This window comes from Streptomyces sp. NPDC006624 (assembly GCF_040611555.1).
Taxonomy (GTDB): domain Bacteria; phylum Actinomycetota; class Actinomycetes; order Streptomycetales; family Streptomycetaceae; genus Streptomyces.
Window position 1 is genome coordinate 1 of sequence record NZ_JBEXOM010000112.1, and the last position, 1,017, is coordinate 1,017.

Below are 1,017 nucleotides of genomic sequence, written 5' to 3' on the forward strand. Positions count from 1 at the left end.
TGAAGTTCACCGTCACGCAGGAGGCCGCGGATATCGAGCTGCTCCTTTAGAGTTAGAGCATCTAACCCGGCAAGGTCGGACGAGGAAAGCCACCAATCCAAGATCTCGCCAACCCGAGCCGTTCCAAAAACATCAGTCGGAATGTGACTATGAAGCTCTTTCTCTCGCGCCTCAGAGTCGAATAGGCTCTTGAGCTTTACGACTCCGCCACTTTGCCCACCGGCTGGACTCGCGCTGGAACGTAGAAGCCCATCGGAGTAGTCAAGCACGCGCTGAAGAACGTCTGTGGGAATTGGTGTTATCAGGAGTGGGTAGTTCTCATTTGCCTTCTGCAAAGAGTTTGACAGGTGGTATCCCGCGACCGGCCGCATCTGGGCGTCTCGAACAAGCACCATGCGATCGTGGAGGTCCTTCTGTGGAAGACCAAACACCCTCAGGCGGACCGTCCCATATTGCTTTACCCAGACCTTGCATGCTGCCAGAAGATTCTGAATACGCGGGTCGGAACGCCCCTCGGATGGCGCGCCCCCTTTCGCCCAGGCATACAAGCGTTTCCACCACGGAGTCGACTCACTGCGCCCTGTCCCCGTGAATATTGTGTAAGTTCCGCTGTTCGACCCGTATGCGTTCAGAAGGTGGATGCCCACATCCTCCATGTATGGGTCGAACCAAGCAACGTGATCCCCTCTGTGGTTTGCCAGAAGACGACTAATCCACTCAGCCAGTTCGAGGCGACCGGTGTTATCGCCCTCAGAATAGCGCAGGAAGAACCTTCCTTCGGATATCGGAGGTACTAAACTACTGACCATGGATTTGACATGCCTGTTTGCAGTTACCCAGGGATCAGCTACCCGTCCTCCGATGACCGACTCCGTGCTTTTCGTGTGCCTTGTAATCCGTTGTGCCTCTTCGAGGCGGCTCATATGAGAGGGTCGCAATGCCTTGGACAGCCAATCACTCTTGAAGAGCGCCTGACCGCCGACGAAATGCATCGTTTGGCCAATCTCACGTACGAGG

At 55.5% G+C, this 1,017-nt stretch carries 1 protein-coding gene; it reads right to left on the reverse strand.

What is annotated here, in order from left to right:
- Positions 1-992 (reverse strand): VPA1262 family protein (locus ABZY20_RS37525; protein ID WP_356448060.1); only part of this gene is annotated, 992 nt, incomplete at its 3' end.
- Between the last annotated feature and the right edge of the window lie 25 nt (positions 993-1,017).